The sequence below is a fragment of the Mesorhizobium sp. GbtcB19 genome (assembly GCF_019091085.1).
Taxonomy (GTDB): Bacteria; Pseudomonadota; Alphaproteobacteria; order Rhizobiales; family Rhizobiaceae; genus Mesorhizobium.
Genome location: NZ_JAGXJY010000001.1, coordinates 221,558 through 247,111 on the forward strand (window position 1 = coordinate 221,558; position 25,554 = coordinate 247,111).

Annotated in this window: 30 protein-coding genes and 1 pseudogene; 16 read left to right on the forward strand and 15 right to left on the reverse strand. The window is 57.9% G+C overall.

Going from position 1 to position 25,554, the window contains the following annotated elements; genetic code table 11:
* Positions 1–44 precede the first annotated feature (44 nt).
* Positions 45–1,328, forward strand: a complete 1,284-nt coding sequence (locus KVT37_RS01020) for a S8 family serine peptidase (RefSeq protein WP_217568766.1) — start codon at positions 45–47, stop codon at positions 1,326–1,328.
* A gap of 108 nt (positions 1,329–1,436) precedes the next feature.
* Here KVT37_RS01020 and hxsA read toward each other — a convergent pair whose 3' ends face one another.
* The 4 genes from hxsA to KVT37_RS01040 all read right to left on the reverse strand — a co-directional run bounded on the left by hxsA (position 1,437) and on the right by KVT37_RS01040 (position 5,274).
* Positions 1,437–1,988: a His-Xaa-Ser repeat protein HxsA gene (gene hxsA, locus KVT37_RS01025; protein WP_217568768.1), complete on the reverse strand. Its 552-nt coding sequence runs from the start codon at positions 1,986–1,988 to the stop codon at positions 1,437–1,439.
* Positions 1,985–2,971 (reverse strand): His-Xaa-Ser system radical SAM maturase HxsC, encoded by a 987-nt coding sequence (gene hxsC, locus KVT37_RS01030; RefSeq protein ID WP_306796725.1) that lies wholly within the window; start codon positions 2,969–2,971, stop codon positions 1,985–1,987. The genes hxsA and hxsC overlap by 4 nt, the downstream gene beginning before the upstream one ends.
* Positions 2,972–3,087: 116 nt before the next feature.
* Entirely contained in the window at positions 3,088–4,497 is a 1,410-nt protein-coding gene (gene hxsB, locus KVT37_RS01035) for a His-Xaa-Ser system radical SAM maturase HxsB (protein WP_217568772.1), read from the reverse strand.
* A gap of 462 nt (positions 4,498–4,959) precedes the next feature.
* Entirely contained in the window at positions 4,960–5,274 is a 315-nt protein-coding gene (locus tag KVT37_RS01040) for a hypothetical protein (RefSeq protein WP_217568774.1), read from the reverse strand.
* Between the two features lie 116 nt (positions 5,275–5,390).
* On the opposite strand from KVT37_RS01040, the gene KVT37_RS33970 reads away from it, so the two are divergent.
* Positions 5,391–5,603: a helix-turn-helix domain-containing protein gene (locus tag KVT37_RS33970; RefSeq protein WP_368860633.1), complete on the forward strand. Its 213-nt coding sequence runs from the start codon at positions 5,391–5,393 to the stop codon at positions 5,601–5,603.
* The gene (locus KVT37_RS01045) at positions 5,600–5,869 is read left to right on the forward strand and encodes a hypothetical protein (RefSeq protein ID WP_217568776.1); all 270 of its coding nucleotides are present in this window, start codon (positions 5,600–5,602) and stop codon (positions 5,867–5,869) included. Before KVT37_RS33970 ends, KVT37_RS01045 begins: the two co-directional genes overlap by 4 nt.
* A gap of 89 nt (positions 5,870–5,958) precedes the next feature.
* Here the strand turns inward: KVT37_RS01045 and KVT37_RS01050 are convergent, their stop codons facing one another.
* Positions 5,959–6,591 (reverse strand): hypothetical protein, encoded by a 633-nt coding sequence (locus tag KVT37_RS01050; RefSeq protein WP_217568778.1) that lies wholly within the window; start codon positions 6,589–6,591, stop codon positions 5,959–5,961.
* Between the two features lie 217 nt (positions 6,592–6,808).
* Here KVT37_RS01050 and KVT37_RS01055 point away from each other — a divergent pair, with 217 nt between their 5' ends.
* Positions 6,809–7,963 carry a tyrosine-type recombinase/integrase gene (locus tag KVT37_RS01055; protein WP_217568780.1) on the forward strand — a complete coding sequence of 385 codons (1,155 nt, stop codon included), beginning with the start codon at positions 6,809–6,811 and terminating at the stop codon, positions 7,961–7,963.
* 462 nt (positions 7,964–8,425) lie between these two features.
* Here KVT37_RS01055 and KVT37_RS01060 read toward each other — a convergent pair whose 3' ends face one another.
* Together KVT37_RS01060 and KVT37_RS01065 are read right to left on the reverse strand one after the other, a co-directional pair.
* Positions 8,426–9,454: a bifunctional 2-polyprenyl-6-hydroxyphenol methylase/3-demethylubiquinol 3-O-methyltransferase UbiG gene (locus tag KVT37_RS01060; RefSeq protein WP_217568782.1), complete on the reverse strand. Its 1,029-nt coding sequence runs from the start codon at positions 9,452–9,454 to the stop codon at positions 8,426–8,428.
* A 100-nt stretch (positions 9,455–9,554) separates the two neighbouring features.
* Positions 9,555–9,788 carry a hypothetical protein gene (locus tag KVT37_RS01065; RefSeq protein ID WP_217568784.1) on the reverse strand — a complete coding sequence of 78 codons (234 nt, stop codon included), beginning with the start codon at positions 9,786–9,788 and terminating at the stop codon, positions 9,555–9,557.
* A 188-nt stretch (positions 9,789–9,976) separates the two neighbouring features.
* Here KVT37_RS01065 and KVT37_RS01070 point away from each other — a divergent pair, with 188 nt between their 5' ends.
* The gene (locus KVT37_RS01070; protein WP_217568786.1) at positions 9,977–10,423 is read left to right on the forward strand and encodes a MucR family transcriptional regulator; all 447 of its coding nucleotides are present in this window, start codon (positions 9,977–9,979) and stop codon (positions 10,421–10,423) included.
* A gap of 273 nt (positions 10,424–10,696) precedes the next feature.
* Entirely contained in the window at positions 10,697–10,987 is a 291-nt protein-coding gene (locus KVT37_RS01075; RefSeq protein ID WP_217568788.1) for a hypothetical protein, read from the forward strand.
* A 12-nt stretch (positions 10,988–10,999) separates the two neighbouring features.
* On the opposite strand, the gene KVT37_RS01080 is transcribed toward KVT37_RS01075, so the two are convergent.
* Positions 11,000–11,317, reverse strand: coding sequence for a hypothetical protein (locus tag KVT37_RS01080; RefSeq protein WP_217568791.1), 318 nt, complete (start codon positions 11,315–11,317; stop codon positions 11,000–11,002).
* A 99-nt stretch (positions 11,318–11,416) separates the two neighbouring features.
* Here KVT37_RS01080 and KVT37_RS01085 point away from each other — a divergent pair, with 99 nt between their 5' ends.
* From KVT37_RS01085 to KVT37_RS01115, 8 genes and pseudogenes are all read left to right on the forward strand, one after another.
* Positions 11,417–12,007, forward strand: coding sequence for a hypothetical protein (locus tag KVT37_RS01085; protein ID WP_217568793.1), 591 nt, complete (start codon positions 11,417–11,419; stop codon positions 12,005–12,007).
* 13 nt (positions 12,008–12,020) lie between these two features.
* Positions 12,021–12,271: pseudogene (locus tag KVT37_RS33430) on the forward strand (hypothetical protein).
* Positions 12,272–12,290: 19 nt separating this feature from the next.
* A complete protein-coding gene (locus tag KVT37_RS01090; RefSeq protein ID WP_217568795.1) occupies positions 12,291–12,983 on the forward strand; it encodes an SOS response-associated peptidase in 693 nt (230 codons plus the stop codon).
* 199 nt (positions 12,984–13,182) lie between these two features.
* The gene (locus KVT37_RS01095; RefSeq protein WP_217568797.1) at positions 13,183–13,641 is read left to right on the forward strand and encodes a hypothetical protein; all 459 of its coding nucleotides are present in this window, start codon (positions 13,183–13,185) and stop codon (positions 13,639–13,641) included.
* 221 nt (positions 13,642–13,862) lie between these two features.
* Positions 13,863–13,964, forward strand: coding sequence for an excalibur calcium-binding domain-containing protein (locus tag KVT37_RS33435; protein WP_308642548.1), 102 nt, complete (start codon positions 13,863–13,865; stop codon positions 13,962–13,964).
* Between the two features lie 25 nt (positions 13,965–13,989).
* Complete coding sequence (locus KVT37_RS01105) at positions 13,990–14,154, forward strand: hypothetical protein (protein ID WP_217568799.1); 165 nt, start codon at positions 13,990–13,992, stop codon at positions 14,152–14,154.
* Between the two features lie 348 nt (positions 14,155–14,502).
* The gene (locus KVT37_RS01110) at positions 14,503–14,835 is read left to right on the forward strand and encodes a hypothetical protein (protein ID WP_217568801.1); all 333 of its coding nucleotides are present in this window, start codon (positions 14,503–14,505) and stop codon (positions 14,833–14,835) included.
* A gap of 355 nt (positions 14,836–15,190) precedes the next feature.
* Positions 15,191–15,487, forward strand: a complete 297-nt coding sequence (locus KVT37_RS01115; protein WP_217568802.1) for a hypothetical protein — start codon at positions 15,191–15,193, stop codon at positions 15,485–15,487.
* A 90-nt stretch (positions 15,488–15,577) separates the two neighbouring features.
* Here KVT37_RS01115 and KVT37_RS01120 read toward each other — a convergent pair whose 3' ends face one another.
* The 5 genes from KVT37_RS01120 to KVT37_RS01140 form a co-directional block, all read right to left on the reverse strand.
* Positions 15,578–15,982: a hypothetical protein gene (locus KVT37_RS01120; RefSeq protein ID WP_217568804.1), complete on the reverse strand. Its 405-nt coding sequence runs from the start codon at positions 15,980–15,982 to the stop codon at positions 15,578–15,580.
* Positions 15,979–16,443 carry a Panacea domain-containing protein gene (locus KVT37_RS01125; protein ID WP_217568806.1) on the reverse strand — a complete coding sequence of 155 codons (465 nt, stop codon included), beginning with the start codon at positions 16,441–16,443 and terminating at the stop codon, positions 15,979–15,981. The genes KVT37_RS01120 and KVT37_RS01125 overlap by 4 nt, the downstream gene beginning before the upstream one ends.
* Before the next feature lie 218 nt (positions 16,444–16,661).
* The gene (locus tag KVT37_RS01130; protein WP_217568808.1) at positions 16,662–19,598 is read right to left on the reverse strand and encodes a hypothetical protein; all 2,937 of its coding nucleotides are present in this window, start codon (positions 19,596–19,598) and stop codon (positions 16,662–16,664) included.
* Positions 19,599–19,670: 72 nt separating this feature from the next.
* Complete coding sequence (locus tag KVT37_RS01135) at positions 19,671–20,381, reverse strand: hypothetical protein (protein ID WP_217568810.1); 711 nt, start codon at positions 20,379–20,381, stop codon at positions 19,671–19,673.
* The gene (locus KVT37_RS01140; RefSeq protein WP_217568813.1) at positions 20,378–22,993 is read right to left on the reverse strand and encodes a tape measure protein; all 2,616 of its coding nucleotides are present in this window, start codon (positions 22,991–22,993) and stop codon (positions 20,378–20,380) included. Before KVT37_RS01140 ends, KVT37_RS01135 begins: the two co-directional genes overlap by 4 nt.
* Before the next feature lie 150 nt (positions 22,994–23,143).
* Between KVT37_RS01140 and KVT37_RS01145 the strand changes: the two genes are divergently transcribed.
* Entirely contained in the window at positions 23,144–23,884 is a 741-nt protein-coding gene (locus tag KVT37_RS01145; RefSeq protein ID WP_217568815.1) for a hypothetical protein, read from the forward strand.
* Here KVT37_RS01145 and KVT37_RS01150 read toward each other — a convergent pair.
* Positions 23,826–24,044 carry a hypothetical protein gene (locus KVT37_RS01150; RefSeq protein WP_217568817.1) on the reverse strand — a complete coding sequence of 73 codons (219 nt, stop codon included), beginning with the start codon at positions 24,042–24,044 and terminating at the stop codon, positions 23,826–23,828. The two genes, KVT37_RS01145 and KVT37_RS01150, sit on opposite strands and share 59 nt — an antisense overlap.
* A gap of 380 nt (positions 24,045–24,424) precedes the next feature.
* The gene (locus tag KVT37_RS01155) at positions 24,425–24,766 is read right to left on the reverse strand and encodes a P27 family phage terminase small subunit (protein ID WP_217568819.1); all 342 of its coding nucleotides are present in this window, start codon (positions 24,764–24,766) and stop codon (positions 24,425–24,427) included.
* Positions 24,767–25,010: 244 nt separating this feature from the next.
* On the opposite strand from KVT37_RS01155, the gene KVT37_RS01160 reads away from it, so the two are divergent.
* Positions 25,011–25,499: a hypothetical protein gene (locus KVT37_RS01160; protein WP_217568820.1), complete on the forward strand. Its 489-nt coding sequence runs from the start codon at positions 25,011–25,013 to the stop codon at positions 25,497–25,499.
* The last annotated feature ends 55 nt before the right edge of the window (positions 25,500–25,554 follow it).

A 25,554-nucleotide genomic window follows, 5' to 3' on the forward strand; every position in this document is an offset into this window, starting at 1 on the left:
GCCGCGTTTCGGCCGACCAAGCTCAGAAAGGGAGGCGAAAGGCCATGGCAAAGCAGAAGCGGGCATTCAGCCCGGTGGACTTGGAGTACATCATCATCGAGCGCCCGGTGATCTCGGACAATCTACAGTCCGGCAGTGCCAACAATATCAACGAGGGCATTGTTGGTGGCACTTTGGAAATGGCGGCCGAGCCCTCGCCCCCGATCCTCTCGGTGACGTCGGCCGTACTGACGGCCGAGGAGGCCCAACAACACAATGACACACCCGGCCTAATCGCCATCCCCAACATGCCGGTGACGCTGATCGAGCCGTGCATCGCCGCGGATTTCGACCTTCAGCTTTCGGTCGACGCGGTGGCCGATGCCAAGGCCAAGAAGATGGCTTGGGGCATCGAAAGCGTCGGTGCCAATCTGTCGATGATGGACGGCAAAGGTGTCAGAGTCGCAGTTATCGACACTGGTATCGACGGCGCGCATCCCGCTTTCGCCGGTAAGACGATCATCGGTTGCAACTTCACCGGGGGCGATCCGAACGATTTTGCCGACGGGAACGGGCACGGCACGCATTGCGCCGGCACTATCTTTGGCGGCGCAGTAGACGATGTGCGCATAGGGGTGGCGCCGGGCGTCAAGGACGTCTTTATCGCCAAGGCGCTCGACGATAAGGGACGTGGCTCGACTAAAGCCGTGCTCGATGCGCTGCGCTGGGCGGCGGAGAACAAGGCCCAAGTGGTTTCGATGTCAATCGGCTTCGATTTTCCCGGCATGGTGCAGCGGCTAGTGAAGTCCGGTCAAGACGTGCCGTTCGCCACCTCGATCGCGCTCGTTGCTTATCGCGAGACGCTGAAACAATTCGAGCTATGCGTGGCCGATCTGCTGCAGGAGAACGCGCAGAGCCAAGGGATGGTGATAACCGCGGCTTCGGGCAACGAAAGCCGCGCGAATATAAGCCCAAAGAATGTCATTGGCGTCAGCGTGCCCGCGGCCGCCTCGCCCGACATCATCTCGGTGGGAGCCGCGCTTCGCAACGCTGCCGGCGCCTTTGAGATCGCCCCGTTCTCCAATGTCGGGCCACGACTTAGCGCCCCAGGCGTAGACATCGTCTCGGCCAGAGCCGGCGGTGGACTAGTGGCGATGAACGGCACCAGCATGGCCTGCCCGCATGTCGCGGGTTTAGCTGCGTTGTGGTGGCAGAGTGAGCGAGAAGCCGGCAATGCCGATAGCGGGCAGGCGGTCCGAGCTAATGTTATTGCCGGTGCAAAGCCGATTGGGTTTGCTCCGGGTGTTCCAGTGGTGAGTCGAGGTAAGGGGCTGGCAAGAGCGCCCTAACATGGCTTCTCACACCCTCGCGATGTTGGATGGGCGGGGTCGATCTCTATCCAAATCTACATTCATCGAACCAAGCCTAGTCTAGCTCTTTTTGCCGGGATTCGTCCGTTACCGCGCCTCGATTCTCAGCGCAGTTAGCGTTTCAGGTGTGATCGTACCAGTTACCTTCAACCCATAGTCTGTTTGCATCCGCTGCAGCCCTGATCTCAGTTCGGGGCTCATCTCACCATCTATCTCACCGGTGTAGTAGCCAAACGCCATTAGCGCGAACTCGACTTCTTGGACGATCTCTTTGAACTTGTAGGCATTGCCTGGAAGCACCTTCAAAGGCGCAGGCGCAGGGGCGGATTCCTGATAGGTTGGTGCGGGCGGTTGATAGGACGGCGCGGGTGTCGACGGAGCGCTGTACAAGGGCGCGGGTGCCGGCGGAACGTATGTATATCCGCCGGTCGAGGATCGGTGGCTCGAATGCGAACTGTGGCTGCTGTGACTGCTGTGCCCCGCTAGGGTGTACCGGTGGTCGAGCTTGAAGATGTCGAACAAGGATTTTCGCTTGCCAAGATCGCCATCGAACGTCGGTTTTGCCGGATATGCTTGGCTATTGATAGGTAGGAAACCCGCCGCGAGCAGCGACGGTATCGCGAAAAGCCGTTTCTTCATTGGACAGCCCCCAATCTGCTATATCCGTGGTCACGCGGATGCCATTCGAAAAATCCCCCGCATGCTTCCTTTAACGAGCAACCTTCACACTCAACGCGGTAGGCACGTTTCCAGTCGGAGATTGTGGCCGGTGCTAGATGGCGATATTCAGGCGGTACGGTGCAGAGCGGGAAGTTGTAGAGCCAAGCATCGATACCGCGGCTTCTCACGAAGTCGATGGACCGCCCTACCAATTCGAATCCCTCCGAACTGTCGAAGAACAGGCTCTTCCAGTTCATGCGGCCAAAGCCGATGTTCTCCATCTGCATCACTGCCCAGGTGCGGATGAAGGGTAGCGTCGACCCTATGACTCTTGCCAGGCCGGGCAACCCGTCGGCGTTTGGACGCATTAGTACCGTGCGTAGCTCAATCTGCGCACCGAGACGGCACATCAGCGCTAAATTTCGCAACAGTTGCGCATGCGCTCCTTCTTTGCCGACGATCTCGTCATGCACACCTGCATCACTAGAATAGAGAGGTATACCCCAAACCACCCTCCCCAGATCGATGTGGCTCAACGCGTTCAGATCCTCTTCATCAAAGTGCTGGCCGTTTGTCAGGACGTGGAAGGAAATATCTGGGCGCGCTTCGAGAACTCTCTGCAGAAATCGGAACAGTTCAGTCTTGAAAAGTGTCGGCTCTCCGCCGGAGATGCCGATCGTTGCATGTTCTGGAGCGAGCAACGCCGCGGTTTCGAAATACGGGAATAGGTCGAAGTGATGCTTTTTAGGTGGCTGGGAGCACATCAGACACACCTGATCGCACCGCTCGGTAACGAGGAAGGTGTTGTGCTGCGACGAACTGCGGATGAGGCGATCCGCTGTTCCACGCGACGGGTTCACAAGCAGCACGTCTCCATCGACTTTGGAAGGATCGATGCCGAGCACCCGTAGCCTTCCGCCCTCGCCCGCGTAGTCGGCAGCGTCTGGACCAGCGTGCTTCAAGGCAGCCTCGGACGGATGTAGGGTCGGAGCACTATCCCATGCTTCTGCTTCGAGCGAACGAAGCCTTACCACGTACGGCCGATCGGCATTCGTCTCCACTTTGATGCGAAGGGGGATCATGAGTGAACCGGCGCCATGTCAGCACTCCAGCTGTTCACACCGAGCCATGCCGCTACCGAAGCACGAGTTGGTTTATCCTGGCGATATAAGATCTCGAAGACCTTGTCGAAGATTGACAACTGCCGGCCGCAGAACCACGTATCACGCCGCGCAACGTCTATCCTGCCATATCGTGAAATGTCATCGATTACGTCCGTTCCGCAGAACGGTTGATAGACGCAATGGATGCAGTCAGGGTCGAAGTGGTTAGAAGCTCCGGAGTTGAGTAAAGCTACCTTCGCCCGGTCTATCCCCGCCGCAACATCACCTATGCTGAGATCAACGCGCCCGATCCGAGACAGCATCCGGGCTTCATCGGTAGGATAGAATTTTCCATCGTGATCAATGACCACATAATCGGCCGCGAAGAAGTTCGGGTTCCGAATGTCAACGTGATTGTCGGCGTCGAGACGTAACACCCTCTTCAGGCATTGGACAAAGTAGTACTCTTCCATGAACTGCCCAGTCTGGTAGTTGCGGGCGATGAGTAGCTCGATGAACTCTGAATGGAGGCGGTTCCATCGGACAAGGACGTTGTCGCCTTGGTCCAGCTTGCGCGCGAAGCCTTGATAGTTGATCGGTCGCAGATACACGGATCTGATGCCATAGCGCTCGAAGTTGTCGAGGAGCGCGTGGAAATCTGGCGGTTTCGCAACATCAACTGTCGGCAGCGCCGATATCTTGCCTGCTGGATAACGAGATACCGCGGCTTCCAGGTTTTGGAAAAAGGCATCCGTTGCATCAGCACTATGCGTGCGTTGACGCTCATGGGTGGTTCGATCACCATCAAAGGAAGTACTGATGAACGTGTCCTCGGCATCGAGGAAGGCCCACGCGCGAGCATCCAAGGCCTGCAGGTTCGTGCAGACGACGAATTGGGTGTTTGAGAATCTCCCTCTGCAGTAGTCGCGGACAGCCTCTAGCAAATCTATCCGGAGCAAAGGCTCGCCGCCTTGAAACTCGATTTTGACATCGGGGCCGTCCAGCCCGCTCAGAAAGGCCAGAACGCCTGCCAGAGTCTCCTCAGACCAATCAAAACCCCGAGAATTCTCAGGAGCTCGAGAAACCTGACAATACCCGCAGGTAAGATTGCACCTCAGGGTCGGCACGAGAATCGCATAGCTGAGGTTTTGTGGCTTGGACTGGCGCCGAGCCCACCTGTAGGCAAACGAAGTCCAAGACAAATCGAATTCACAATCGAAGCCATGATTTCCTTCCCGCAGGAACGCTACATCGGCAGCGGTTAGGTCGTCAGTGGCATACCGGCTCAGAAAGCCCTGACCGGATCTGAAGAAGCCTCCCGCGTCGTCAGCGAATAGCGTGGACCCGTTTGATAGTTCCCGAAACCTGAGGGGCCAGATATTCATCGGCTTGTGACCGCGGCAACAAGCGAGTTCCGCATGGCCAGAGTTTCGGCGTAAATTTTCTCACGGTAGACAGCGTGAAGAATATCCTTGCGGATCTGATGCTCAGTAACATCGCGCCCTAGCGCTACCGATATCCCACCGGCACTCTTGACGATCCTACAGCTAGGATAGAGTGACTGAAGCCGAAGCATAGCGGCATCGGCGTAGCGACCGAACTGTGGCTGAAGCTCCACCACAAAGTCGAATGCAGCAACGTTGCCCATTTCGGAAGATCCCCACCCACGGCAATAATGCGCGCGCGAAGTGGAACAATCAACGTCATTTGAGCGAGCAGCTGTGATTTGACAGCGTTCGGACTTTTAGGCGCACTCATCCGGCGAAGGCGCCGAACAGTATCGAGCAATCGAAAAGCCCGCCTCCCCTTCGAGAGACGGGCCTCGCCCGGCGACCTGACGGTGGCTTTCACTGCGACAATGGTCGCGCGATTTCGAATCCGCGATAATATAGGTCCTTGAGCTTCCTCGCCAACACATCGGCGTCGCAGACCATCGTCTCCATCACGGAAAAGTCTTCGCGTAACTCAGCGAAGGTGCTCGTAGCACGCGGGTAGTGCTTTTCCCAAGTGCGCAGTCCTCCAAAAACGCTGTCGGCCACAATATGCATTGCCCTACAGTGCCTCGCTAGTTCGGCGACGTTGTCCTCCAGATCGAACAGCCGACTACGTAGCGCTTCGTATTCCTTGGGATCGATGGCAGTGGGTTCGACGTGTGCGTTCATTACGGTGGTCTCCTCTAGCGAAATTCGATAGGGGTAACGTAAATCGCTATTAACGCTACGGCAAGCGAAATTCGCTATGACTAGCGAAATAAGAAGAGCATGCTATAAAGCCAACTATGATAACACCTGCACAATGCCGCGCGGCCAGAGCGCTCCTCGATTGGTCTCAGCAACACCTCGCTGACGCGTCCAAGATCGGCAACGCTACCATCAGAAATTTCGAGGGTGGGAAATCGGCGCCGCAACACGCGACGTTGGACGTACTGAGGCGCGCCCTTGAGGCAGCCGGGGTCGAATTCATCAACGGCACGGGCGTGAAGCTGAGATGAAGGATGCAAGCTTTGTCCTAGCGGTTGTCGCCGCCGCAACAGGGCTGTTCGCAGCATGGAAATGGTACAAAGCCAGCAAGGTGGAGATAACCCCACTGTGGCAACAGCTTGGCGTTATCGAGCCGCCCGGGGGCGATCCGAACGGCTGGGTGATAGGTATTTTGCAGGCCAGCCAGAAATCCGCCGAACTCAATAAGACGGCCGCCGCTTGGACCGCTATTTCTGTGTGTTTAGGCTGGCTGTCATTCTTGGCTGGCAGTATCTGAAGGCTGACTTCTGCGAGCCGGCATCACAGTCACGAACTGGCAAAAGAACATGGCGGCCGAAGCCGCCATGTTTGTGGGTGTGTGGTCGGTTAGGCGGCTTTTTGCGCCGTGCCGTAGTAGCGGGTCACGCCGTCGACCTTGTCCTTGCGCAGGTCGAGCTTGCTGGCTTTGGCGAGGGCTGGCACCGACACCGAGGGCCACTTGGTAAGTTCGAGGATGGCCTTGGAGGTCGTGCCGCCTTTTTGGGTCAGCAAGGCCGCCGCCTGTTCGCGCAGCGTCGGCCCGCCGTCGCGCGGCGCTTTGGTCTTGGCAGGCTTGTTGTCGATGCCGTGCTGGATGGCGGCGCGGAAGAGGCCGCGCATGAAGGCATCGTCGCGAGTGTCGCTGGCGTGGAAAGCTGCAAGCAATGAGTCGAGCATTCCATCGCCGAGGTCGCCGAACGATGTGGACGCCTCGGTTTTGGTTGCGGGTGCAATCGTCGTGAGCGTGCCGTCTTCGGCCTCGCCAACGAGCGCGCCGTCGTCGGTCGCCGACACGACCACCGAGTTGTCAACGATGGCCTTTTCCTCGTTGGTGAGCGCGGGTGCCGCATCGGCATCCAGCGCGCCGCTGCGGATGTAGGCCCACAGGCCGTCGCCGCTGGCCTTCACTTCGAAGTTGCCCTCGCCAAACTCCCGCTTGGCAGCGCGTACGGCGTTCGATTTGTTGGTGTAGGTGGTCACGTGTAATCCTCCTTGTGGGTTGTCGATGACGGATTGATTGCTCCGTTTCGCCGTTCGATCAAGTCATCTTCTCACATAATTCTGCCGCATGTCGCTTCACCGGAATACTTCTCCACTAAATCGGTAGGCGTTTACGCAACATCTTCTCCAAAACGATTGGCGTGAACGCAATTATATCCGGACTCGACTCCACGTAACTTCTGTGCAATTCGTCGGCATGGCCCTCAAACTGCTTCGGCGCGGCAAGATCTGGTACATTCGCGGCACTGTGCGAGGCATCCGCGTCTATTTTTCAACCAAGGTTTCAAACAAGGCGCTTGCGGACGAAATCCGCATCAAGACAGAGCACCGTCTTTTGGAGCAAAGCATCCACGGCGAAGATGCCGTGGCGACGTTCGGCGAAGCTGCCGAAGCCTACTTGGCTCGCGGCGGATCCAACCGATTTCTGACCCCACTAATCGATCGCTTCGGCCAGACCAGGTTGCGTGACATCAAGCAGGACCACTTGGACGCCCTGGCGCAAGAATTACTGCCGAACATGCTTCCGCAGACCCGAAACCGGCAGGTCTACACGCCGTTCATAGCGGTATGGAATCATGCCGCAAAAACAGACTTGGCCAAGCCGCGCCCTTGGCTTCGCCCTCGACGCCGCAAGGGAACTAATGCGCCTCGTTTGACTGCGACACGTAGCGGTACCAAGCCAGTGAACTACGGCCGCGCCGCTGCCTTCCTCGCAGCCATCAGCCCTGCGCCGGCCATGCTCATGCTGACGCTGTTCTACACCGGTCTGCGGCCGATTGAGGCCTTTGCGCTCGAGGCAGAGGACATCAACGTCGCTGGGCGCTGGATCGTCATCCGCAACAGCAAGACCGATGAGCCGCGTGGTGTGCCGATGCACGAGGTGCTGGTGCCGCTGTTCGAGGCGCTGCTTAAGCGCAGAAATTTGGCTACCGACAAGCGCGTGTTCCGCACGCCACGGGGCAAGCCCTACAGCACAGTGGCCGATGGTGGCGGCGGTTTGAAATCAGCCATACAGGGTGCCCGTCGGCGGACCGGTGAAAATGACATCAGCCCGTACACGGCACGCCATTCGGTATCGACCCAATTAGTGGTCAATGGGGTACACGCGCACATCAAGGACCAGATCCTTGGGCACGTGGCAGACGGCATGAGCCGGCATTACACCAATGTGCCGCAAGAGCCCCTTATTGCAGCCATCAACACACTGCCCGTGCCTGACGCGATCAAGGCGCTGCCGTGGTGGGAAAACCCGCTTGGCTGGTCTGGGCGGCTGGCCGAGGGCACCGGGCGGCGGACGGATCTGGAGAGAAAGAGGATGGCGCTGACGAGCAAGGAATCGGATGACCGCTGACTGCCCACACTGCCATGGTGCTGGTGTCATCTACCTTTGCCCGGAATGGGAGCGAACGCACGGCGAATGCTGCCCATCCGGCACGCACCGCATCGGCTGTCCTGGTGCGACCGTGAAGTGCCCCAGTTGCCATGATGAACGGCCCCCAGCCTCGTTGACTGCCGCGGCACCGATTGTCTAAAGACTAGCGATGCCTATTAAATCCATCTCTCCGATCCCACGAGCGCGCCTTGCTGGCGCACTCCAAGATCGGAGCGGATATGGAAAAGAAAAGAGCTCGGCGCAGGCGCGACCTTCTGCGCATGAAGGCCAAGGCTAGGCGAATTTATTCGTTTTTTGACCGACCAGGCGACAATCCCAAACGACACGAGAAGCTAGCAAATCACATAGCTTCCTGCTCTGGGTGGTGCTGTGGCAATCCGAGAAAATGGTTCGGCGAATTGACTCTGCAAGAGCGTAGATTCAGGGCCGAAGAAATCGACTGACTGGTGCGACAGCAATGCGGCGAAGAGCCGCCAGCACTGCCGTCGGTCGACGCGCCGACGGGCGCCTTCCCAAGGCCTCATGAAGCTGGCTCAACGCCGTCATGTAGGGTGCTGCAATAGTGAAGTCGTGGCCATCAGCCTCATCTTTGCGGACTGCTACCCCTATCGGACCGTTGTCCGTGCCAACACCCTGCGCGATTGAAAGTCGAAAGCCGGCCCTATCAAATGCCGAATGAAGGAACGACATCGACCAGCCGCTTTCGAACCATCCGAATTTGTGGATGCAATAGACAGCGAGCGGATCTGTGCGCAGTCCCCAATTCTTCCAGTTGTCGTTGATAGGCTCACCGGTGAAAACCACCTTGCCACCCGGCTTGAGAAGGCTGCCGACGCGTTTGATCGCTGTCCAAGGTCGCACAGCGTGGTGTAGGCATTCGTAAAATAGCGCAGCGTCGAAGCGCTCAGCCGTCTCAAACTCGTCAAAGGTCGAATGAAACGCCTTGATCGGCAATCCGAGACGTTCGGCGCGTCGGCGGTTAAGCTCAATAAAGTCGGGGTTGATGTCGACTGCCGTCACCTCGACGCCACAAAAGGCCATGATCTCGGAACTGAGCCCCCAGCCGCTGCCCATATCCAAAATCTTGGCGGCTGGCGGCACGTTGGCGGCCATTAGCGCAGACAACACCGCGCGAGAGTGCTTTGCCAAAAATGCAGTGTGGGCGTGGCCGTAGGGATTCGGCGTGTTGACGCGTTCCTCGATGCCAACTGCTGCCTGTTCGCCGTCGTCCTGGTTGAGCTTGCGTAAGGCCAATTCCTCGTAGAGCGCCACCTGTTGCGCCACGTAAGCTTCAGAGAACGGATCAATCGACTGGTCGACAAGTGTGTCGAACTGCAGCTTGAAGTCGCGAATGAACTCTACGCAATTGGGATGCTGCGGCCCCCCTCTATTGTCGCACTCCCTGACAAAATCACCGAGTTCCGATGATCGGACTATACCAGCTCGCATCCCATACCCCGTGTACTGCCGCAATAGATCACGTAAAGGTAAGGCGCAATCGGTATCAGCGCTGCCTTCCGCCGGATAAGATGCAAAGTTTCCAATTGAACTAACTCTTGCGCGAAATCACGTCACCTATGCTTTCGTACGACGACTGCCACCTCTGCAGCGCCTTTTCAGCCTCCTGTTTTTCGACCTCCATGTCCCGCGTAGTCGGACCATCGTCTTCCCAAAATGTCACGGGCTTATCAGTCGAATTCGACACGCCGTTGTCAGCCGGCGGTATTTCGTTTTGCTCTAAACTAACACGCTGAAAGCAATACTCAAAAATGCCGATATCCACCCCAAGCTCCACAAACCCCAAGCCCACAAAGTATGTTCTTTGCAAAATAAGGGTGCATCATTCAATTGCATTTGATAAAACACCCAAAAATGGTCAGCAGTATCCGCTACTAACTCGCGGCTCGACGGGGCTGTATTTGAGAATATGCTAATAGAACGCGCTATTTCTGCTAGCTGATAGGAGATCCAATGACCGACGAGATTGGCAACAACGACCAGTTGATCGCGCTCACCGCCGACATCGTGTCTGCCTACGTCGGCAACAACGCGGTGCCGGTGGCGTCTTTGCCCGAGTTGATCGAAAGCGTGAATTCGTCGCTGTCAAAGATCGGACAGTCGGCCGAGCCCGAGACACCAGCCCTAGTCCCCGTAGTCAACCCGAAGCGATCTGTATTCCCCGATTACATTATCTGCCTCGAGGACGGGAAGAAGTTCAAGTCGCTGAAGCGGCATCTGATGGCCTACGACCTCACGCCGGAAGCGTATCGTGAGAAGTGGGGTTTGGCGCGCGATTACCCGATGGTGGCGCCGAGTTATGCTGCTCAACGATCAGTATTGGCGAAGTCGATCGGGTTGGGGCGGAAAGCCGCAACAAAGCCAGCTAAGAGCGTCGGCAAAAAGCGCGCGGCACGGTGATTGGGGAGCCTTGCCCGTTTTGCACAAGCAATGAGGTAAGGCCGCATGTGGCACCCGAGAGGCGGGTGGTCATGCGATGCGAGGACTGCGGCGCATCCGGCCCCCGTCTGCATCGACGAAGCGAACGCCGTTAGAAACCGGAATCGCCCGCCCGCTACGTCTGATCAGGCCCGCCCGCTACGTCTGATCAGGATTGGGGCTAGGGTCGGCAGCCTCATCTTCGCCAAGGTCACAAAATACCCGACGCCGGGGCTTTGATTGGAGTGTTTTGTGATGATCAAGATTCTTGCCGCGGCAGGCGCCCTTGCGCTGGCCGCACTGCTTGCCGCCCCAGCAAACGCGCAAGGGACGTTCCACGGCTACGATTGCACCGACGACTGCTCGGGGCACGAGGCCGGATATGATTGGGCGGCAAGAAACGACATCACCGACGAGCGGGATTGTGACGCGGACAGCCGATCGTTCAACGAGGGCTGCCAAGCGTACGTTGAAGAGCAAGCAGACGACACAAATCGGAACAGCCAATCCGATGATGAAAACGACAACCAGAACAGTGACGAGTAGGAGAATCCCCCGCTACTCGTCACGCCATATCACGCGCTTCTCCCAACGGATCTGCACCAGGCGCCGGTATCGGATCGTGTGCGCCTGCTCACCGGTCGGATGAAATAGCTCGGCATCCATCCATTCGCCACTGCCACACCTCTGGCACCGCACCTTTTCGCGCACCTCGTCGATCGTGACGTTGCCGACGACCTCGCATAACTCAGCCGGCTTGTAGAAGCGCTTGATGTTGCAGTGGCCGCATGAGATGCGAGCGATCTGCCCGGCATCATGGGCATAACTCAGCGTCCAGGCCGCACCTCGCGGCCACTTCTCGGGTTGTTCCGGCATACCTTGAGATGATGAACATAGTCCTATGCCGTCAAGAGCCTCTTGACTCTAGTGTTCTCATTTTGTTCACTGTGGGCAGGGCAGCCACAGGAGGCAGTCATGAGCATGTTTATGGATGCCAGGAGTGCGACTGCGGAGGAAAAGCAGCGCGGCATCGCCGCTGCAACAGCGGTGCTCGACCGCGCTGGCGTGACAGCAGAGGATGCCGCCAGTGGCTCGTTCGCCGTTGAGCGGTGGGACGATATGGGCTTTCCGCCGGATCAAGAGCCATCGGAAGACAAGTATGCTGCGGCCGAGATTTGGTGGGCGGCAAGCAATGCCGCCATCAATGCATGTTGCGAAGGCTGGTCGGACGAGAAGCGCAGCCAGGTCAGCGGCCTGCAGCTGCTCCACGATCCTGAGACGGAGCTAGCGGACCGCGCAACCGCGCTGGCGCGAATGCGCGAGATCATCCAGGCGGAGGATGGCCAAGGGGAGTTTAGGGACAATCGGGTATTTTTTCTGGCGCTCGCCGCCACTGCGGAGGTTCCAGATAGTTCAAAGGCGCAGGAACTCGTCAGCGCTGTAACGGTTGCCTACACGTCGCTGTCGCTCGCTGGCTTCCACCCGAATGACCCCATAGAGCCTAAACGCCAAGCGGTGCTCGACGCGATCGACGCGCTTGAAGCGGGATCAGCGCCGCTCAATTGAGAAAGGCTGTTGAATGTCCACCCACGTCCTTCCGGAGCAAAAGCCGAAACTCATTGTCGTGGTCGCTTTGACCGCGGCGAGGATGGCGAGCTGTTTCCGATGTACGGCCCGGCCGATCAGCAAAGTGAAGAGCGGGCAATCCGGACTGCCAAAGCCCTAGCAGGCAAGTACGTCGGCGTTATTGCTTGGAGCCGGGATGCCGATCCGGCGCTTGGGGACTATGGATCCCCAAACACCTTTTTTATAAGCGGCGATGTTCCCTGACATGGAGTGATTAGCGCCAATGTGCGGACGCTACACCAGATATCTGCCGTGGTCGGAAATCCATCGTCTTTATCGGCTGACCGCGCCGGCCGATGTCGGTCGGAACGACGCGCCGCGCTACAACATTGCACCGACCGATGAAGTCCCATTCATCACGGCCGCCGACGACGGCAACCACAAGGTCCGCTCCGGCCGCTGGTGGCTGGTGCCATTTTGGGCAAAGGAAATGCCCAAGGGGCAGACGTTCAATGCCCGCATCGAGACCGTCGATACGACACCGGCATTTCGGGACGCCTTCAAATCGAAACGCTGCCTGATCCCGGCTGATGGCTATTACGAATGGACCAAGAGCCCGGCGGACGGTGGCAAAGACCCTTGGCACATTTTCCAGCCGGGGCACGCGCCTTTCTCGTTCGCAGGCCTATGGGCGTATAATTCGAATCTCGACGTGACGAGTTGCACGATCATCACGGAACCGTCGGCGGCGCCCGTCAACCAGGTTCACGATCGGCAGGCGCTCATTCTCGATCCTGCCTGCTACGACGCATGGCTTGATCCGAAGACGCCGGCGGTCGACCTAAAGGACATTCTCAGCCACGACATCGACGGGCAACTGCAATTCTATCGCGTAGGCCGAGAGGTGAACGTAGCCGCCATCAACAAGCAGCCCAACGACCATGCCGGCCTTATCGAACCGATCAAGCTGCTATGAGTGACGAGCCAGCTCGGCCGGCCGAAGCCTCCAGACGCGCGAGCGCGGGACGGTTGGCGCTATTGCTTGGAATAGTTTTTCGGCAATCGAATTTGCAGTTGCTCGTCAGACCAAACTACTGTTGATTGCGCGCGGGAGACGGTGGCGGTTTGGGAAGGAGGCAGCCTGCTTTCTGTCCAAGTAAAAATTGGGGGGGTATATGCGCAGAATTCGAGCATTATTGCTTATCGGCCTAGCACTGACCGCTTGCACCACCGCCAATCAGCAATACAGGTATCTCTCGAAGCCGGGCGTAACAGCGCCGGGGATACAAGCTGCCCTCGACCAGTGCCGCATTGCCTCGTTCAAGGAAATTCCCCAGACCATGGCAACCGACATCAAACCCGGGCTCAACATTCCCGGCACGATCGATTGCCACACATATGGAAGCACGACCAGTTGCAATCAGTCCGGCGGTGTCAACATCCCAGCCACGGCACAGACCTATGACGTCAACGGGTCGCTCCGAGAGCGATACATGGAAAAATGCATGCGCAATGCCGGCTTCACGATCACGATGTTGCCGCTCTGCCGGACTGATGAGGAAAGAGCGGCGTCGCATGCTGCATCATCTAAGAATCAGATCCCCAAATGTGCCATGCAAACGCTTGATGGCTGATTGACCGTTCGCGTGGGCGCGCGTCCCAGAGCAGTTAGACGTATGCCTCATATCGGAGCATTCTCCTCGCGTCGGGGGAGAGGGCTTGGACAAATCCCGCTACGATAACCGTTCTGACCGGTGCCGTCAGCGCACCGGCGCCAAGCGCTCACGCGCTCGCCGATGGGCGAGTGTACCGCGACGTCTAATCTTCGTGACGGTCGCCACGGATATGCAAGCAGATCAGTTCGTGCGACGAAGCGAATTGGTATTTGCAGAACTGCTCTTGGGGTGGAAAGCTCGACCGCGACAACGATGGAATTCCTTGCGAAGGCCTACATTGAGACAGCACAAAGGATGGATGGACCAATGACCGACGAAGCGACAATCAAGGCGGCTGTCGACGCCGTGCGCGCATTCTATGACGTGAAAATCAGCCAGCTTGAGGCTCGCTATGACACAGTCCATGGCGAGGTGCGCAAGCTGGCCGAGACAGTTCGGAAGCTTCAGGAAGAGGTGCGAAAGAAGCGATAGCGCCTACTTTCGCGCTCGTTGGTCTCGCTCGGCTACCGTCAGCAAGTTGTGCAGATGGTTCCCGATCAGGACCAGTGTTGCGAGCGTGCGGCACACCGCGGCCGCGACGGCGAGGCCCGCCACCAGCCAAGGGGCGATAACTAACACCAAGTGCCCGGCGCCTTGCCCATGCATGTGCCGCCAACTGGCGAGACCCGCCGCCAAGCGTTATGAGCACCGCGAAAACCGCGTTCAGTGTCGCGAGAGTGCCTGAAAGCAACCGGATCAACTGTATACCCCCTATTGTCTATTAGAAGATTGCCAAGTAACGCACCCTATGCAAGTATCTTGCCAGGGGGATGGGGGGAAATGCACCTCAAGCAGCTATCTTGGCTTGCAATCGCGCTTGCAATGTCGGGCTGCGCCGCCGACTATCTCAACAATTACGACACCATGACCTTAGCGTCGGGCGACGCCAACCACACCAACCAGCTTCTGCAAACCGTCGACCCTTTCAATCCGAACAGCAACAACACTCACATTGAGGGTGACGGCGCGCGGAGTGTTGCTGTTATCCAGCAATACAAGTCGGGCGCTGGCGGCGGTGGTTACACAGGCAGTTGTCCGACGGACGAAAGCCGAGCGACTGACAATTCCCGCTGCGGCAAGCGTTCGGCTGAGAGCCGTCCAGGTGGCCAATGACCGGCCGAAGGGTTGCTCTCGCCATCGGCATTGCAATTATGATGACGTCGTCTTTTGCCTTTGCGCAGTTCAGCCGAGCACCTGACGGTGAGCCGGCAGAGGTCGCGCAAGAAGTCATCCAGGGCAACTTTCCATCTGACGCGTGCCCACTTGTTGTCGACGCTCGGCGCCTAGGCGACGGCACGATCACTGCGACCTGCAATAACGATGAGACGTTTCGGGTCTTCTCGTTGAACGGAAACGGTGTCGCCATGCGATGCGCTGCAGCCAGACAATTGGGGATTTCAGGGTGTTAGCGCTAAGGGCTTCCGCAGTTTTAACGATATTTGTCGGTGCGGCAAGCGGCACTAACGCCATGGAAATTTCGCGGCAACAGTGCGAGCTTATCCGCCAGCAACTTATAGCCGCCGCGACCGACTCACAAAACACTCATGAGGCGCTGAGGGAGATCAATCTCGCATCGCTCGATCTAGCGCTTTTGAAATTCGAACTGGAGCAGCTCGGCGGCGATAAGGTGCGGCTCGTAACGGATCGTTTGCAGAAGAACCTCGACGCGATATCGGCCGCCACCAAACACTCGGTGGAGACCACAAGCTTCGACAAAGAGGGTGCGCTCGCTTTTATGGCTGTTTGCGGCCCGCCCCCTTCTTAAATTGGCCCGCTACCCGCTGCCGTTACCAGTCCAGCGCCGGTTCGCGGGCCGCTCGGTGTGATCCCTATTCGCGCATCGCGCTCGGACTCCTCACATCCTCTTTTTGAGGTGCCCGGCAGCGAGCGTCGCGAAAATGCCACCGGTGAGCAGGTTCTGAAGCTTCCCGACCGCATCGGCCGTCAGCCAATGCCACGATTCCGGCGTGATCAAATGCCAGAACCAAGCCAGAGCGGCGGCTAGCACAAGGGCGGCCACGAGCCAAAGTCCGCATATCGCGATATGCTCAAAGTGGTCACGGAATTTCTCTGTTCGATTGTGCTCGCTGTTGGCGGCGGCACTCGCAATCTCTTCTTCTGTGAGGTTCTTACCGAGAAGGTTCGCTTCCTTTAGCCCGGTATCGCTACCCGGCAGCACGAGCGGCCTTGGTCTGTCTTCTCGGGAGAGGACGGGGATGCGCTTGAGCTCACCCCCGCCATCTTGCTCGTCGTCTGTCAATCCGGTGTGCTGCCCGTTTCAGCAGCCCTTCTGCGGTAGTGATCTTCAATAACATCGTTGGAAATCACGAGCCCGAATTGGTTCGGACGGTAGGTCAACTGCCAAGGCGTGTTCGCAGCATGCGTCATCCTCGAGAGCTCCGGACCGGAAAGCGGCCCGTAGATATCGTAGACCTGATCGATAATGCTATTTTCCTGCGGATCTAGATCTTCGTCCGGGCAAGGCAGCGGACCCACCACAGGCTGACTGCGGAACTGGCGTATGGCATTGTAGAGCCTCGGTACGACGGGCCCGTATTGCCACGCCTGCACATCGTCTCTGATCAAAGGCCGACCATACAACCCAAGCATCCAGCCGTGGGCGATGTAAACCAGCTTCAAAAGCTGCATCGGCGTTATCGCGTCGCCCCGTTCCCTTGCGCGAGCGAGGAAGCGGTTCGCAACGACTTTGCTATCGTGCATCGGATCCTCCTTTCAACGAATCGAAACGCAACGTCAGGCATTACATAGAGTTGACGATAGCCTGTTTGTATCCCTGCACCAACGATTGGGGAGAGAATTCGTTAAGATACCAGCCAACATAACGGCTTTTGCCACCTAAACGGCCAAGCTAGCGCCACCACAATGCCGGTGGGGAGCACGAAAGCGATCGCGGGCACTATGCCTTGCCCCTTTCTGCGTCACCGCTTGAACACGCTGACTTTCAGCGTGCCGCTCGCCAAGTCTACGGTGGCGCCGGTGACGTTTTCGAGCGACACGGTCACCGTGTTGGCGGACGTGACGATGGCCGAAATGTGCCAGTTGCCAGCCGTGACGGTGGAAAGTGAAGCCAAGGCCATGTCACCTACCGCCGCTCCCGTAACGGTGATCGTCGTGGAGCTTGAAGCCCCATTGGCAGTCGACGCCGGATCCCACGTTCCAGTCGCGGAAAGTTGCCCGTTGACCTGAATTTCCCCAGTCGAGCTGTATGGGGTCGCTGCGCTTGTCGTTGGCTGCGACAACAGCCGAAGTTTGTTGCCTGCGTCGACAGCGAACTCTGCAGGACCATTGGCGTCAGCATCGATCGCGGCACTTTGCGAGCGATCAATCGTGACTAGATTGCCGCTGCCGTTGATCGCTACGAGCGCGCCGTTTGTGTACTGACCGCGAAGAGCCCCGATATAGATGTCCGCATTGTTGCCCAGCAGCCAAACCAAAGACTCGTTCGAGACCGCGGGGGAAGCCGGATCGGAGGCACAATGAAATGCTCCGAAATCGGCCGTCACACCCGTACCTGAAATCAACAGGCCAACATTGCAGTTGTCGGCCTCGAACACCGAGGCGTGTAGCCGGCCAACGGTGCCTATCGGCAGCGACCCTAGCGCACCCTGTTGGTAGATGTTCAGGCCGCGAAAAGCGCCCCAGCTGAAGAACCGGCCGATTTTGGGGTTGTCAACGCGCCCCATGATCAAGGCGCCCAGGTTGGCACGCATGTAGGTAACAACCTGGGCGTTGGCGCTCCAGAAGGGCCAGAAATGAATTTCGTCCAGGTAGCAAACGTCGGTGCAATGCGTCATGCGGATGCCTTCGGTCAGGGGCTGACCGCGCAATCCCTTCATCGAGATGCGCCCGCATGGCGCCGACGTAGTCTGGTTACCGCGAATGTTGATCGCCTTGGTCGGGTTGAGGAAATTGATGTTCTCCAACTCGATGTCCTGCCCGCCCTCGATGTCGAGATCGTAATCGTGGGCAGTCGGCGTGTAGGCACCAGCACCAGGCGTCGGCTGGGTCCGGTACGTGTTGAGGTTCTTCAGCGAGCGAGAACCCAGGTTGGTATTGATCTTGAACCCGACGCCCGTATGTCCGAAGTGGAAGAACGCGGACTTCGCGTTGAAGTAGCCGCCCTCCTTCGCCGGACCCTCGACATGGCACGCATCAGGGATGTTGACAGTTGAGCCAAGGACTATCTTGCCCGCGGGCACATAGAGCTTGCTGCCGGTCCCACCCATAGCGTTGACCGCCGCCTGGAACAAGGTGGCGTTGTCGTTCGTGTCGGTCAGGTCGAGACCGTTCCAGTCGCGAAGATCTGCACGGTCCCAAAGCTTCTGTTCGACGGTGCGCAGCGCCGGTGTCGGAAACTGGCCGACAAAGCGAGCCGAGTTGAACTTCCAGGCGCCGAGCGTTGAAGGCGCGGCTGCCGTCTCGAGCTTCAGGCCGGTCACGTAGAACAGCGAAGTGTTATCGCCGGCATATGATGCAGCGGTGCCGCTGGCCATGCTGATCGACGGCGAGGCCGAGATTGTCGCATTGGCCGTGGCGGTAATGCTGACCCGGTAGAAGCCATTGATCAAGGTGACAGCCGTCGTCAGGCCAGCACCCGCTGCAACGACCGCACCGGTGGAGGGATTGAAGGTTGCAACCTGAGCAGTCGCTGGGAACGCATTGCCCAGCGACATTTGGATGTTTCGGGATCCGACGCCCTGCTTCACATAAGTCGACAGGGTGTAAGTGACACCCGTGGTGAAGCTGAACGTGGCATAGGCAACGTGCTGGCCATTGGAGGCATCCTCCTTGATGGAGGCAGCCTGGCGAGAGGCATAGGGACCAGCGACGACATTGTTGGCCTTGGCTACGCCGACAACGCCAGGCAACGCCGTGACGATGTCCCAGGTGGACGGGAAGATGTTGGCCTGGGACGAGGCCGGCCGGACATAGGTGTTCTCGGACGTGTCGGCGAGCGACTCGGTGGCGAGATCATCGTCTTGGAAGACCCAGACACCCTGGCGATCGCCGGTCATGATGGCGGTCGTTTCCTTGAGGATGTCGAGAGCTCTCAGACTGGGCCGATCAGCAACGTAGGGCGCCGTGTTGAGAAGATCCCGCACATCGGCAAAGTTCTTCGCATCATAGGCGGTGTTGCCACCGTTCCTCACGAGGAACGTGCTTGCGACCGGGCTGGGCAGGTTGATGCTGCTGGCAGAAGCTGCCGCAGCCGCAGCGCTTGCCGCTGCGTTGGTTGCTGCAGTCTCGGCCGCAGAGCGGTCCGCCGCAGAGGCCACATCAGACAGCAGACGGAACGTGCCAGCCGAAACGTAGCCTGCAACGACGGCGCCCGCGACCAAGTAGTTTGCGGCCACATCGTTGCCGCTGTTGGTCTTGATCGTCAGCGGCGATCCGCCGTTAAATGCAACCGTTGCAGCACCAGTGTTGTTGGTGGTGATGTTGAGCGCGATCAGCGTCGCGGCATCATTCGCCGGCAGCGGAATCGCGGTCATTGCAACGATGGCGTTAGCGGTGCCTGCGCCGACATTAGACGCCTTAATGAAACTGTAAGGCAGATCGGTGACGCGCGACCACGATCCGGTGCCCGTCGCGCCGATCTTGCGATAGATGCCGTTGTTGGCGACAGTCGCATCGCCAACAACCCACGCAGACGAATTCGCGCCAGGCGTCAGGTCGGCATTCATCGCCGCCAGGCTTGTGTAGATGAGGCCGCCGTTAGAGGTGAACGCCGTAACGACGCCCTCAATCCAGGCGCCCCACTGGCGTGCGTCTTTTTTCTGCGGCTTCCAGTTGCCGCTGGCCGGTACGCCATCCGTCACGAAGTCACGCCAAACGGTGTTTGCTAATTGAACCATTTCAAGAAAATTCCAAAAGAAAGCCCGCGCGAAGCGGGCAGCAAGGTGTCGGGTTTTTGTAGGAAGGCAGCGCTACTGGTCGTAGCCGGATCCGTCATCGAAGGTGCTGCCGTCGTCGTGGGTGATGATGCCGACATCGGCGAATGGGTCGATTTTATGCCCGACGACATCCGCCCAAGTATGCAGCCGGGTCGTGCTGGTTTCGCTGGCTGTTACTACCGTGTGGTCGAGGTGACCGCCGATGCCGTAGACGCCAGGCAGATGCGGCACGGTGGGATTGAGGCCCGGCTTGCGCCGCATAGCCTCGAACAGCGGCATGGCTAGCTCGGCAAGGCCGTTCTCAGCGCTGGGTAGGTTGGCGACTTCTTCAGGCGCCAGCGCGTTGCCGCCGCCGAACTCCGAGCCAACGTCGTGGAGCACGAACGGCTCGTACTCGGGATAGATGCTGGTTGTAGTGACGAACCACAGACGCGGCCCGCGGCTTTCGGAAATCCCGACAAGCAGTAGCTCGCACGCCTCGGCAAGATAGACAGCTTTGAGGCGCTCAAGCCGCGCCTGCGTCGAGGCAACCAGTGCGTCGACCGTATCTGCAGGGGTGTCGAGTATGGTCTCGGCTAGCGCCGCGAAGGCTGCTGAGCCGCGTCCGGTGACCGCGATTGGAAGGCTGGCTGAGCGCCAGATCTTTTCCCTGATATCGACCAGCGTTCCATCCGGCACGTACATTGCTCCGTCGGTCAGAAGCTCGACGCAATCGGCGTAAGCCCTTGCATAAAATGCGCTCAAGCTGCGCTCCTTGCGTGTTGGAAATTGTCGTTTGTCGCGCCGAGCACGAACAGCGTGCCAAGCAACGCGCTGCCTGGCGTGGCGCCAAACGTGCCGCCGTCAAACAGGTTGTTCAGTGCGATTTCTGCGAGCTTGTCTGCTACTTTTCCAAGGGCATTGGAAAAGGCTTCGGCACCCGTCTTGCCATCGCGCAAGTCCTGAAGGAAACCACCAAGGACGCTTTTTCCGAGCTCAGACGATGCGGCCATTTTGGCGCTGAGGTTTTCAACGCCCTGCTGCATCTTGTTGCGAGCGGCGTCCGCCGTGGCGTACTTCTCGGCCAGGTCGTCAATCTTCGCAGCGTACTCTGGCGTGATTTCCACGCCGTTCTGCATCGCGTCGTTGAGAAGCTTCTGCTTTATTTCGGCCTTGGACTGCGCATAGCCATAGTCATTGACAAGCGGATTAACGAGGCCAAGCGCTTGCGCCTCCTTGTTCAGGAGGTCTATTTGTGCCTGCGTCTCCGTCAGATTCTTGCCGAACCTGTCGTCGGCCTTAACGGCCTTCTGTACACCAGACGGTGCGCCGCTTAGGAAGAGATCGGCCTCGCTGTTGCGGCGCTCTTTGTTGATGCCACCATTGTCCGCGCCAAGCCCGCGGATTGCCTTGACTATCGCTTCCTGATTGCCCGTCTTAATTGCAGCTACGATGCGGTCTGGCAGGCTGCCGTAATTATAAGCAATACTTAGAAGAGCGCTCTGCTGCTTGTCATCGAAACTGTTGAAGGTGTCCGCGCCGATCTGTTTCTTGATGCCGTCCTGAAACTCGCCGATCCTGCGCACCAGGTCTCGGTTGGCATCCGCCACCGAAACCGACATGCCTTCGGTGATTTTCTGAATCGTACCATCGGCCAGAGTGACGGTATCCGAGCCGTAGCCAGCACGGAAGGCATTGCGATCCCACTTTGCGGTTGATACAAAGCCCTCGAAGTCCTTGATCAGACCGACCGCGCCATTGACCGATTGGCTGGCCGACTTGGCAATTTCCTCGTTTGCTAGTTCCTTTGCAGCCAGAATCTTCGCTGCGGCAGCTGTCATTGCGACGCCGATTTGGTCAGCCGCCGCCTTGATCTTGTCGGCGCGCTCATCGATGTCTTTTTGCAAATCAGAGCGGTTGGAGTCGGCTAGTTGCTTTCCAACGAAATCACCATACGCCTTGGATTCCGCTTGGAACTTGCGCGACGCAGCCTTATCCGCATCCTCACCCGCACCAAGATCGGCAAGAGTCTTGTCCGATGCAATCTTGGCTGTTGCAGCAGCAGCCTTCTCGGCCTCGGCCGTAAGCGCCCTCACCCGAACCACGATAGCATCGAACTTGCCAGCCAGGTCTGCCAAGGCAGGCGTGCCGTCAGCTATCGAATGGATGGCCTTCGCAGCGCCGTCCGCGTCAATAGTGCCGTCGCGAAGCTGCTTGCGAAGGTTGGCGAATGCATCTGCTTGCTCCTTCGAAATGACGCCGGCATCCGCTGCCCGCTGCAGGCGGTCGAATAGCTGCTCAATATCTTTGCCGGCGTCATTGAATTGCTTGGCGATGCCGTCGCCGCTCATCGCCTTAGCCAGATTGGGCACTATCCCGCCGCCCGCGCTCGCCTTGCCGATGCTCTGAGAAAGCTCGTTGATCTTGTTTAAGCCGTCGACAATGTGGCCGAGAAACTCGATTGCGCCGCTGTTCTTGACGTTCTCGAGCCCCGTCGAAATGCTATTGACTGCATCCACCAGGTCGTGGCCAAGGAACTGTTTGACCGCGCCGCCGGCGCCAGTGACATCGGAAAGCTTACCGACGAACGCCGTGAGCGCGTTGTTCACGAGGCCGAGATTGTCGCCGATAGTGGCCTGAGTGGAATCAAACGCCTTGTCGATGAGCGGCTTCGCGTCGAGGATGGCTTTAAACACGCGGTCGACGGTCAGTTTGCCGTCCGCGCCAAGCTGCTTGAGGCCGCCAATGGTGGTCTTGAATTCGCTTGCGATCGCCTGCGCAATGAGCGGCGCGTTCTCGCGAATGGAGCGCAGCTCGTCGCCCTGCACGATGCCGCTGGAAAGCGCCTGGCTAAGCTGCAGGATGCCTGCCGCCTGCTCGCTTGCCTCGGCGCCGCCGGCCTTAAACGCCTTGTTGACGACCTCGGTGGCAGTCGCCACTTCCTGCTCGCTTTTGGCAACGCCTGTGGTAGCGCGCAGGAGCTTTGCATAGAGGTCGACGGTTTCCGTCAGCCCAGAGCGCGTGTCCGTCGCTATCTTGTTGAGGTCATCAAGCGAGCGCGCCGACCGTCCGCTGACCACAGAGGAAGCGGCAATCTTGTTGCCTGCCTCGGTCCAGGCGTCGGCATAGTCTTTGATTTTGTCGACCGCAAAGGCACCAGCAAAACCTGCCGCGCCAGCCTTCAGGTCGTTTATGCCACCAACCGAGAAGCCGCCGAATTTGATGCCCTCGGATAATTTCTTATTCGTCTCGGCAAACTTCTTCTGAATATCGCCGAGTTGTTTTTTTGCAATCTGGTTGGATTTGTTGAGGGCATTGTTGAACTGGGTGGTGCGCGCCTCGAGCGAGACGATAAGGCGCTCCAGGTCAGACGCCATGGGCGCCCCATACGGCATGCGGCTGCGATCCGGCCGCGGCTGGTTGGTTGGTCATCGGAGATTCCTGTGAAAAGACCGGCTTTCCGATTTATCGGAGATGTTCGGCAAAGGTGCAGTTGGGCTATTATTGTTTTTTTCGCGAGCCAATCAATGTCGATATATGATGCTTACTTGACCCCGCCATCTCTGGACATCGGCGACGATTTGAATCCAGAGGGATCGGTGCTCTTCTATCAGCTGTCAAATCTCTCTTCGTGCGCCATGCTGTTTGGGGCTGCGGTCCAACTTTTTGACTATGCGAATGGTGAGTCGGATAAGGAAACGGCCGAGGGCTTAGATGCGGCAAGCCATCCCGCAGAAGACGGTGAAAGGCGAATTGCTAAGATTCGCGCTTATATGAACAGACGAAAATCCTCAGCACCATATGTTCTGTGGGCGGGTATAGCCGCTCGAGATGGGGGGATGACGCTCTTTCACACTCTTCGCTCAATGCAATCGGTAAAAACGACTTTAGACCGATCAAAGGCGATAAGAGACAAAACAAAAGTTGAGATGAAAACCATTGAAAAGTCGCTCTCGTTGTTCAGGGAAAAATTTCCTGATATTACTGAAGTTCGCAATGCTATCGCGCACAACGCGGATATTTTGAAGAACCCTGAGAAGAATGCCTTTACTGGCGGCTACGAAAGCGATGCGATATCTATCGGCGAGGAATCGAGTGGGTTTTTTATGGGTAACTTGGAAGGCAATAAATTTACCACCACTGGATATGATGGTAAGCTCTTAAAGTACGAAATAAGCGCTGATTCACTTATAGGGCTGCTAGAGATAATTAAGGTTCATTTTTCTGCCTTTCCAGATAGGTATGCAAAAGACTGGCGGCCTTCTTGAAGTCAAAAAGGCCATCTAGAGTAACGCCATCTATCAGATCGCCATCGTGATATTCGGCAATCAATGGATCACCTTCGATGATGGCGGTGCTCCCGCTTGAGGCAAGCGCGTCATAAATAGCTTGCGCCAGCCTATTGATCGGATCGTCTGATATTGTCATTGAGAATTCCTCTAACTAGATCCCACGCAACCGCATGGCCGCCTTCGGCGCGCCGTACCGCATCGTTGACGGCTGGCGTGGTGGAGCGAGCTATCGAAGTCGCCGGCGCCTTGCGCCAGGCGGCCCAAAAAGCTCCTCCGCCCAGTAAGGATGATCAGGTGGATGGTAGCCTCGATAGAAATCATCCAAATAAGCGATGACTTCGTTGCCGATCCGGCGCCATGTCTCCTCCGCGAGCTTCCGCGGCGGAGCTTCCATATGGGCCAAACTAAGCCCAGCGCCCTCAAGATGGTCAAAGTAGTCATGGCCACTTTGAAAGTACATTGCCCAGGCCTTTACCTCGTCAGGGCGCGCCTTGTTAATGCGACGTCTAACCGGCATCAGCGCCTCCTACCATAGTCCGCTGTTCTAGCCATTCGCGGCGTCTCCGGGGCATCGACACCGTCTAGCGCTAGCTCGCGCAGCAGCCTAGCGAAGCTAATCCTGGCGTTCTGGAGAATTCCAACCTCAGGCCGCTCTTTTGGCTGGCCGAAGCGGTCAGTGAATGTCTGGCCGTCGCGGTCGAGCACTTCACGGGCAATCTGGGATTGATCCCACGCCTCGGCCGCCAGCTGCAATAGGCGTAGGTGATGGCCCTCAAGGTCGAAATCGGCCACAACGGCCCGCCACCATTTCTGCGTCGGCGGCCGCAGATGCGCCGGCGGTTTTGGCGAATTTGCCATAGGTTTTTCACCTGCTTTTTTGGGGTCACCGACTCAAAAGTCGTTGCGAAGCAAGGCTTGCTGGTCGGCGGATTATTTTTTCAACCGGGGCACGCTCGCTCTGCGCGTTTGTGCAAACGCCGGTCCTAGCGATCGATATCGCCAGGGATGCAAGCACCCCCCGACCCCGTTCGGCTTGCGCATTTCAATAGACTCCTAAAGGTCACACTGATTTGATGTCAGCGTGGCCTTGTGGGAGGGAATCGTGGGGGAGCTACTCGACCGAGGATTCCAGCGGCAATTGCTGTCGGAGTTGCAAGACCTTTACCCGCAATCCGCCGATGTCAATAGAAGCTGGGGCCAGCAGCACGACAACCGGCTCTTAGTCAATCTGGAGTATCTGCGTGAGCATGGACTGGTAGAGTTCACTTGGACCAGATTTCTGTCCGGTGACATTCATATGCACACGGCAAAAATAACTGCGGCAGGAATGGATTTCATTGCAGCAGACGGTGGTCTTGGAGCCATTCTTGGTGTCGTCACAGTGAAGCTTCATGACGACACCATTCGCCAACTGTTGATTAGCAAGATCGAGAAATCTGACGGAGACCAGTCGGTCAAAGACCAGATGATAGCAAAGGTGAAGGCCCTGCCCTCTGATGCTCTTGGATCGGTAGCGATGGCGGGTTTGGGTGCCGCCTTAGATCAGACGCCACATCTGTTTACATTGCTTCGCACTGTCATAGGTGTTTAGGCTACTCAGTGCTCTGCCACTACCCAGTTGAATCTAGCCCCAGGCGTCATGGCAG

Excerpts from the sequence above, each read along its gene's own strand:
- KVT37_RS01095 (WP_217568797.1), top strand. The coding sequence starts at position 13,183 with ATGCGCAGAATTCGAGCATTATTGCTTATCGGCCTAGCACTGACCGCT.
- KVT37_RS01115 (WP_217568802.1), top strand. The coding sequence starts at position 15,191 with ATGGAAATTTCGCGGCAACAGTGCGAGCTTATCCGCCAGCAACTTATA.
- KVT37_RS01055 (WP_217568780.1), top strand. The coding sequence starts at position 6,809 with ATGGCCCTCAAACTGCTTCGGCGCGGCAAGATCTGGTACATTCGCGGC.
- KVT37_RS01070 (WP_217568786.1), top strand. The coding sequence starts at position 9,977 with ATGACCGACGAGATTGGCAACAACGACCAGTTGATCGCGCTCACCGCC.
- KVT37_RS01105 (WP_217568799.1), top strand. The coding sequence starts at position 13,990 with ATGACCGACGAAGCGACAATCAAGGCGGCTGTCGACGCCGTGCGCGCA.
- KVT37_RS01090 (WP_217568795.1), top strand. The coding sequence starts at position 12,291 with ATGTGCGGACGCTACACCAGATATCTGCCGTGGTCGGAAATCCATCGT.
- KVT37_RS01075 (WP_217568788.1), top strand. The coding sequence starts at position 10,697 with ATGATCAAGATTCTTGCCGCGGCAGGCGCCCTTGCGCTGGCCGCACTG.
- KVT37_RS01040 (WP_217568774.1), bottom strand. The coding sequence starts at position 5,274 with ATGAACGCACACGTCGAACCCACTGCCATCGATCCCAAGGAATACGAA.
- hxsA (WP_217568768.1), bottom strand. The coding sequence starts at position 1,988 with ATGAAGAAACGGCTTTTCGCGATACCGTCGCTGCTCGCGGCGGGTTTC.
- KVT37_RS01140 (WP_217568813.1), bottom strand. The coding sequence starts at position 22,993 with ATGGCGTCTGACCTGGAGCGCCTTATCGTCTCGCTCGAGGCGCGCACC.
- KVT37_RS01145 (WP_217568815.1), top strand. The coding sequence starts at position 23,144 with ATGTCGATATATGATGCTTACTTGACCCCGCCATCTCTGGACATCGGC.
- KVT37_RS01060 (WP_217568782.1), bottom strand. The coding sequence starts at position 9,454 with ATGCGAGCTGGTATAGTCCGATCATCGGAACTCGGTGATTTTGTCAGG.
- KVT37_RS01150 (WP_217568817.1), bottom strand. The coding sequence starts at position 24,044 with ATGACAATATCAGACGATCCGATCAATAGGCTGGCGCAAGCTATTTAT.
- KVT37_RS01080 (WP_217568791.1), bottom strand. The coding sequence starts at position 11,317 with ATGCCGGAACAACCCGAGAAGTGGCCGCGAGGTGCGGCCTGGACGCTG.
- KVT37_RS01020 (WP_217568766.1), top strand. The coding sequence starts at position 45 with ATGGCAAAGCAGAAGCGGGCATTCAGCCCGGTGGACTTGGAGTACATC.
- KVT37_RS33970 (WP_368860633.1), top strand. The coding sequence starts at position 5,391 with ATGATAACACCTGCACAATGCCGCGCGGCCAGAGCGCTCCTCGATTGG.
- hxsB (WP_217568772.1), bottom strand. The coding sequence starts at position 4,497 with ATGAATATCTGGCCCCTCAGGTTTCGGGAACTATCAAACGGGTCCACG.
- KVT37_RS01155 (WP_217568819.1), bottom strand. The coding sequence starts at position 24,766 with ATGGCAAATTCGCCAAAACCGCCGGCGCATCTGCGGCCGCCGACGCAG.
- KVT37_RS01045 (WP_217568776.1), top strand. The coding sequence starts at position 5,600 with ATGAAGGATGCAAGCTTTGTCCTAGCGGTTGTCGCCGCCGCAACAGGG.
- KVT37_RS01130 (WP_217568808.1), bottom strand. The coding sequence starts at position 19,598 with ATGGTTCAATTAGCAAACACCGTTTGGCGTGACTTCGTGACGGATGGC.
- KVT37_RS01110 (WP_217568801.1), top strand. The coding sequence starts at position 14,503 with ATGCACCTCAAGCAGCTATCTTGGCTTGCAATCGCGCTTGCAATGTCG.
- KVT37_RS01085 (WP_217568793.1), top strand. The coding sequence starts at position 11,417 with ATGAGCATGTTTATGGATGCCAGGAGTGCGACTGCGGAGGAAAAGCAG.
- KVT37_RS01125 (WP_217568806.1), bottom strand. The coding sequence starts at position 16,443 with ATGCACGATAGCAAAGTCGTTGCGAACCGCTTCCTCGCTCGCGCAAGG.